Origin of the sequence: Streptomyces sp. NPDC012935 (assembly GCF_042900345.1) — a bacterium.
In the GTDB taxonomy this organism is placed as follows: domain Bacteria; phylum Actinomycetota; class Actinomycetes; order Streptomycetales; family Streptomycetaceae; genus Streptomyces.
The window spans coordinates 205,921-213,177 of sequence record NZ_JBIBBC010000016.1 but is presented as its reverse complement, the minus strand read 5'-3'; the positions used below and the strand labels follow the sequence as shown (position 1 = coordinate 213,177).

Below are 7,257 nucleotides of genomic sequence, written 5' to 3'. Positions count from 1 at the left end.
GGTCCACCGGGGGCCCCTCGTGGCTTTGGGCGAGCGCGGGACCGTGTAGGAACACCCCCCGCCGCGGCCCCGACCCACCCACCGCACCGCAGGCGCTACGCGCACCCCCACCCAACCCCCACAGGCCGCCGCAGGCATCCCCGCCCAACCGCCGGAGGCAGGACGCTACCCCGCCTCCGGCAACCCCTCCTCCCGATCCGCAAGTCTGCGCAGCATCTCCCGCACTCGATCCCGAGACTCGTCCGCCGCGTCGATCGCCTCCATGCACTGCCAGTACGTCGTCTCGTCATCCGCCGCGCTGGCCATACCCACCAGAGCGATCCCCACCTCACCCAGCAGGCTGCCCAGATGCATCAGCGACTGCCTCGCATCGCCCAACTCCGTGAGCTGGGCCGCGCGTAAGTCCCCCTCCGCGAGATCCGGCACCTCCAGGACCCCGCACCCGCGCCCCGCGAGCTCGGTCAACCCCAGTGCCTCGCCCCGCAGTTCAGGTGGGCCGAACACCGCAAGCCGGCTACCGATCGCCTGAGCCAGGGCCTGCGCCTGCCACACCTCGGTCAAGATCTCCGGCGCGCCCTCGCTCCCCGCCAACGCCCGCCTGCTCGTCACGATCAGCCGCACCGCGTCCATACGCAGTCCCCGTCTGTCCCGACGCGCTGCCCACGCGCCGCCCGAACTCCCTTGTCCACTACCCAGAGTGAAGGCCCTTGAGACGAAAAGCCAGAGGAAGACGGAAATCTGCGGACAACTTTTCGGCTACAACCAGGCAAACGAACACGCTGAGTGAAAGCGGACCAAGTCGCTCCCCACTCCTACGGCGCCGGAAACCTCCGCTCGTTCCGCTCGATCTTCGCGTCCAACGCCGCCAAGGGATCGATCCCGAGCACCTCGCACAGCTGCAACAGGTAGGCCAGCACGTCCGCCACCTCATCGGTCACCCGCCCGGCGGCCTCGGCGTCGTCCATGACCCGAGCCGACTCCTCGGGCGTCAACCACTGGAAGATCTCGACGAGTTCGGACGCCTCCACGCTGAGCGCGGCGACGAGGTTCTTCGGCGTGTGATACGGCTGCCAGTCGCGCGCGGCAGCGAACTCGGCCAGCCTGCGCTGCAGCTTGGCCACATCAAGAGGTTCGGTCACGGCTCCAGGTGTACCACCGTCACGCCACCCACCCCAGCCGCCGAAGACCCCGCACCCTCCACGACGCCCACCACATCACTCACAGCCCCGACCACCCGGATATGCCCACGCTCGCACATCCGCGCGGCAAGCCCCACCAGCTCCCCCCGCTGCACCGGATCCAGCCCCCGATCGAGCCCATCGACCACCACACTCAACGTCTGCATCGAGGCAGGCACCTCCCCCACCGGATCGACCTCCAGCACCCCGGGCCCGGTCAGCAGCACCAACGACAGCGCGAGATACCGCAGCTCACCGTCCCCCAGCCGCCCGAGCTCCGTCCGAACCCCGTCCCCCCGGTCGACCATTCCCCGCACCGTGCCGTCCCCCAGCACCTCGGCGACCACATCGGCCACCTCCCCGGCGCACCCCACCCGCACCGCACCCACAAGCTGCGCATGCCGCCGCGCGCACTCGGCACGAGTCCGCCACAGCACATCGGCGAGGTTGTCGCAGCCCCCGAGCAGCCGCCCCGAACCGACCGGCACAGGCCCCCGCATCCGATCGGGCCGTGGATCACAGGCGAAGACCGACCGCAAGGCCACCACCATCTGCTCGGCGGCGGCCAGCACCCGCCGCTGCCCCTCCGTCTTCCCGGCCACCCGCAGCGGCAACAGCGCGGTACCGAGCCGGTCGTCGGGCAGCGGCGCCCGTGTCACCGGCGACTGACCGGCCGTATGCCAGGCGGCCTGCACACAACGCCGGCTCGGATCCCGCAGGGCCGTCTCCAGCAGGACGATGCCGCCCGCACTCAGCCGCTCCCCCACGATCCGCAGGTCGGGCTCGGCCTGTACGGCCACGTCGAGCCGGACCGGCCCCTCGGGGCCGTCGGCGGTACAGCCGATCCGGAAGCCCCGCCGCCGCTGCGCATCGGGCCGGGCCCGCTCGGGCACGCAGGCCACCGGATCGGGGAACACCTCCCCGACCTCGGCACCCGCACCCAGCCGGGCCAGCGCCTCGTAGGCCCGCAACGCGGTGGTCTTCCCGCACCCGCTCGGCCCGGCCAGGACCGTGAACGCCCCGAGCGGCAGCGCGACCCGCCGATGCCCGGCGAACGCGGACAGCCGCAGCTCGGTGACATGAGGCCGCCCGGCGCACCCGCCGCCCGGGCCACCACCTACACGCCGCCCCTGAGAGGGAACGGACGCAACATCGGAAACAAACGACGACACGGACGATGCAGAGGACCCAGACATGCCCGGACCGTAGGCCTGCTACCGGCAGACGAACCGTTCCACCCCGGCTGCCTTCCTACGATCGAGCGACCACCGCAGGCCCGACCCCCCTCACGTACCCCTCACGTACCGGGAACCCCCGCCCCCTCCATCAACCCGCTCACCTCGGTCCCGGGCGGCGTCAGCAGAAACACGTTCCGGTCCACCCGATGCATCCCGCTCCCCAGCCCGAAGACGACACCGGTGCTGAAGTCCAGCACCCGCTTGGCCACGTCGGTCTCGGCCCCCGTGAGATCCAGTAGTACCGGAATCCCCGCCATCAGGGTCTCGGCGACCTCGCGGGCGTCCGCGAACACATTGACCCGCAGGACGACGAACCGGCGGCGCGGTTCCGTCTCCGCCTCCGGAAGCACGCGGTGGTCCACGGCGGACGGCCAGGCGTCCCGGCCCCGCAACGGCACGACCTGGGCGAGCCCCTCCCACTGTTCATCGGTGACGTCGTGGCTGTTCACCGGCTCCCCCCGCCTTGACTCGCCTTCAATGCCTGCACCAGCCAATTCTTACGCCAAGTCACCCGTTCGGCCCAACACCGACACGGTCCGCGAGCCCCCGCACGCATCGCGGCTCCCGCCGGCCCCGGCCCCTCACAGCTCGTCCCGGGCGCCTGTGTGGCCGACGTAACTCCTCATGATCAAGGGATGTGACATCGACGTAACGGGCAATTCGTACGCTCCAGACATCACCCCGACCACCGGAGAAGGACAGCACGTGACCGAGACCACCTCCACGACTCAGGTCCGGACGGTCTGCACGTACTGCGGGGTCGGCTGCGGAATCCTGCTGGACGTCGGGATGGGGCCGGACGGACGGCGTACGGTCCTGAAGGCCTCCGGCGACAAGGCGCACCCGGCGAACGCGGGCCGGCTGTGCACCAAGGGGGCGACCACGGCCGAGATGCTCGCCACGCCCGGGCGGCTGACCACGGCACTGGTCAGGGACGACCGGGGCGAGGAACCGGTGGCCTCCCCGGTCGCCGACGCGATCTCCGAGACGGCCCGGCGGCTGCGCGCGATCATCGACGAGCACGGGCCGGACGCGGTCGCCTTCTACGTCTCCGGGCAGATGAGCCTGGAGGCCCAGTACCTGGCGAACAAGCTGGCCAAGGGGTTCGTACGGACGAACCGGATCGAGTCGAACTCCCGGCTGTGCATGGCCAGTGCGGGCATGGGCTACAAGCTGTCCCTCGGCGCCGACGGGCCGCCCGGGTCGTACGAGGACTTCGACCGGGCGGACACCTTCCTGGTCATCGGCTCGAACATGGCCGACTGCCACCCCATCCTGTTCCTGCGCATGATGGAGCGGGTCAAGGCGGGCGCCAAGCTCATCGTGGTCGACCCCCGGCGTACCGCCACCGCCGCCAAGGCCGACCTCTACCTCCAGATCAAGCCGGGCACCGACCTGGCCCTCCTCAACGGCCTTCTGCACCTGCTCGTCGAGAACGGCCACACCGACCCCGGCTTCATCGCCGCGCACACGGACGGCTGGGAGGAGATGCCCGCCTTCCTCGCCGACTACCCGCCGGCCATCGTCGCCGAGATCACCGGACTCGCCGAGGACGACCTCCGCAGCGCCGCCCGGCTGATCGGCGAGGCGGGCGAGTGGATGAGCTGCTGGACGATGGGACTGAACCAGTCCACGCACGGCACCTGGAACACGAACGCCCTGGTCAACCTGCATCTCGCCACCGGCGCCATCTGCCGCCCGGGCTCCGGCCCCTTCTCGCTCACGGGCCAGCCCAACGCCATGGGCGGCCGTGAGATGGGCTACATGGGGCCGGGGCTGCCCGGCCAGCGGTCCGTCCTCGTCGACTCCGAGCGGGACTTCGTCGAGGAGCTGTGGGAGCTGCCGCCGGGCACCCTGCGTGCCGACGGGGTCGGCAAGGGGACCGTCGAGATGTTCCAGAAGATGGCCGACAGGGAGATCAAGGCCTGCTGGATCATCTGCACCAATCCCGTCGCCTCCGTCGCCAACCGCCGTACCGTCATCGAGGGCCTCGAGGCCGCCGAGTTCGTCGTTACCCAGGACGTCTTCACCGACACCGAGACCAACGCGTACGCGGACATCGTGCTGCCCGGGGCCATGTGGACCGAGGGCGAGGGTGTCTTCGTCAACAGCGAGCGCAATCTGACCCTGACCCAGCCGGCCGCCGACCCGCCCGGCGAGGCGATGGCCGACTGGCGGATCATCGCGGCGGTCGCCTGTGCGATGGGGTACGAGAAGGGGTTCTCGTACGACAGTGCCGAGGACGTCTTCGAGGAGATACGGCGGGCCTGGAACCCGGTGACCGGGTGGGATCTGCGCGGGGTGACGTACGAGCGGCTGCGGGCCACACCCGTGCAATGGCCGGCCGCCGACCCGGACGGGCCGCACCGCAATCCGATCCGCTACGTCGCCCCGGACGGCGGGCTGCGCTTCCCCACCGCGAGCGGACGAGCCGCGTTCCACGCCCGGCCGCACATGCCGGCCGCCGAGGTGCCGGACGACGACTACCCGTTCGTACTGAACACCGGGCGCGTTCAGCACCAGTGGCACACGCTGACCAAGACCGGCAAGGTCGCCAAGCTCAACAAGCTCAACCCGGGGCCGTTCGTGGAGTTGCATCCACGGGACGCGCGCGAGTTGTCGATCGCCGACGGGGACCCGGTGGAGGTCGCCTCGCGGCGTGGGCGGGCCGTGCTGCCGGCGGTGGTGACCGAGCGGGTGCGGCCGGGGTGCTGTTTCGCACCGTTCCACTGGAACGACCTGTTCGGGGAGTACCTGAGCGTCAACGCGGTGACGAGCGACGCGGTGGATCCGATCTCGTTCCAGCCGGAGTTCAAGGTGTGTGCCGTCTCCCTGGCCCGGGTCGCGGCCCCCATGGTGGCCCCTGTGTCGCAGAAGCCGGCCGTGCCGGCGCTGACGCCGACAGCCGTCACTCCTGGCACATCCGCCGCCTCCGACCTCTTCGGTCTGGAACCCGCGCCGCCGCCCGTCCTGTCCGCGCAGGAACGCCTGTACCTCACGGGGTTCCTCGCCGGCCTCGACTCCGGCGCGCCGGGGGTCCCGGTGCTCCCGCCGGACGCCCCCTTCAGCGCCGAGCACGCGTTGTGGGTCAACGGCGTCCTGGCCGGCATGTACTCCCGCACGGCGGCGCAGCCGCGTACGTCGCAGGGCCGCGAGGTCGTCGTCCTGTGGGCCTCGCAGACCGGGAACGCCGAGGAGTTCGCCACCGCCACCGCCGAGCGGCTGGGCGCGGCCGGGCACCGGACCACGCTGGTCGGCATGGACGAGGCCGACGTCCGCGTCCTCGCCCGCACGGCCGACCTGCTCTTCATCACCAGCACGTTCGGTGACGGCGACGCGCCCGACAACGGGGCCGGCCTCTGGGACACGCTGTCCGACGACGAGGCTCCGCGGCTGGACGGGGTGCGGTACGCCGTGCTCGCCTTCGGGGACTCGTCGTACGACGACTTCTGCGGGCACGGGCGCCGGCTCGACACCCGGCTGGGCGAGCTGGGTGCGGTGGCCCTGGCCCCCCGCACGGACTGCGAACCGGACTTCGAGCCGTCCGCCGGCGCGTGGCTCGACCAGGTCCTCATGGCGCTGGGCGGCGCGCACGCCCCCGCCGTCGAGAAGCCGCGGGCCGAACCGGAGGCCAGGTCCAAGCCCGCCCCCACCACCGCCCGCCTGGTCGGCAACCGGCTGCTCAGCCGACCCGGCGGCGGCAAGGAGGTGCGGCGCTTCACCTTCGACACGAGTGGCACCTCGCTGACGTACGAGGCGGGCGACGCACTCGGCGTACGGCCGGTCAACTCGCCCGCGCTGGTGGCGGAGTGGCTGGCCGTGACCGGGGTGGACGGCTCAGCGACCGTGCGCGTGGACGGCGTTGGCGAAGTCTCCTTCACGGAGGCCCTGTACCGGCACCTCGACATCACACGGATCACCCCGGACCTGCTTCGCTTCGTCGCCGAACGTGTCCGTGACGACAGGGAGCTGCGGCGGCTGCTGCGTCCCGACAACAAGGACGGTCTGGCGCAGTGGAGTTGGGGGCGGCAGGCGGTGGACGTCATCGCCGAGCATCCGGTGCGGGCGGACGCGCAGGAGTGGGCCGGGGTGCTCAGGAAACTCCAGCCGCGCCTGTACTCCATATCGTCCAGCCCGCTCGTCGACCCGCACCGCGTCTCGCTCACCGTCTCCGTCGTCCGGTACGAGAACCTGCACGGCCGGCGGCGCGGCGGTGTCTGCTCGCCGTTCCTGGCCGACGCCGAGCCGGACACCGAGGTGCCGGTCTTCGTGCAGTCGTCCCCGCACTTCCGCCCGCCCGCGGACGCCTCGACGCCGATGGTGATGGTCGGCCCGGGCACCGGCGTCGCGCCTTTCGTCGGCTTCCTCCAGGAGCGGCGCGCGCTCGGGCACAGTGCGCCCAACTGGCTGTTCTTCGGCGAGCAGCACCGTGCGGCCGACTTCTACTACGAGGACGAGCTGACCGCGCTGCTCTCCGAGGGCACCCTCGCCCGCCTCGACACCGCGTTCTCCCGCGATCAGCGCAACAAGGTGTACGTCCAGGACCGGATGCGCGAACACGGTCCCGAGCTGTGGCGCTGGCTGCAGGACGGCGCCCACTTCTACGTCTGCGGCGACGCCTCGCGCATGGCCAAGGACGTGGACCGGGCCCTGAGGGACATCGCGGTCGCGCACGGTGGCCTTGAGGAGGCCGAGGCGTCGGCGTACGTGAAGCAGCTGGCGGCGGCGAAGCGTTACGTCCGGGACGTGTACTGAGGGGCCTTCTCACCCGCCTCACACCGGACTCCTCACCTCCCTCGGCACCCCCCCCGCGCCGGGCCGGATCACGGTCCGGTGCCCCG

Annotated in this window: 5 protein-coding genes; 1 reads left to right on the top strand and 4 read right to left on the bottom strand. The window is 71.4% G+C overall.

The genetic code is table 11. The features are described from left to right. Positions 1-165: 165 nt before the first annotated feature. From ACFY5C_RS31885 to ACFY5C_RS31870, 4 genes are all read right to left on the bottom strand, one after another. A complete protein-coding gene (locus ACFY5C_RS31885) occupies positions 166-630 on the bottom strand; it encodes a DUF6099 family protein (protein WP_389450719.1) in 465 nt (154 codons plus the stop codon). Between the two features lie 182 nt (positions 631-812). Next, positions 813-1,139 (bottom strand): nucleotide pyrophosphohydrolase, encoded by a 327-nt coding sequence (locus tag ACFY5C_RS31880; protein WP_389450716.1) that lies wholly within the window; start codon positions 1,137-1,139, stop codon positions 813-815. Further along, positions 1,136-2,374, bottom strand: a complete 1,239-nt coding sequence (locus ACFY5C_RS31875) for an AAA family ATPase (protein ID WP_389450714.1) — start codon at positions 2,372-2,374, stop codon at positions 1,136-1,138. The genes ACFY5C_RS31880 and ACFY5C_RS31875 overlap by 4 nt, the downstream gene beginning before the upstream one ends. A gap of 101 nt (positions 2,375-2,475) precedes the next feature. Beyond that, the gene (locus ACFY5C_RS31870; protein ID WP_389450712.1) at positions 2,476-2,865 is read right to left on the bottom strand and encodes a cell division protein SepF; all 390 of its coding nucleotides are present in this window, start codon (positions 2,863-2,865) and stop codon (positions 2,476-2,478) included. A 256-nt stretch (positions 2,866-3,121) separates the two neighbouring features. Here ACFY5C_RS31870 and ACFY5C_RS31865 point away from each other — a divergent pair, with 256 nt between their 5' ends. Next, positions 3,122-7,171, top strand: coding sequence for a molybdopterin-dependent oxidoreductase (locus tag ACFY5C_RS31865; RefSeq protein WP_389450710.1), 4,050 nt, complete (start codon positions 3,122-3,124; stop codon positions 7,169-7,171). The last annotated feature ends 86 nt before the right edge of the window (positions 7,172-7,257 follow it).

Excerpts from the sequence above, each read along its gene's own strand:
- ACFY5C_RS31885 (WP_389450719.1), bottom strand. The coding sequence starts at position 630 with ATGGACGCGGTGCGGCTGATCGTGACGAGCAGGCGGGCGTTGGCGGGG.
- ACFY5C_RS31875 (WP_389450714.1), bottom strand. The coding sequence starts at position 2,374 with ATGTCTGGGTCCTCTGCATCGTCCGTGTCGTCGTTTGTTTCCGATGTT.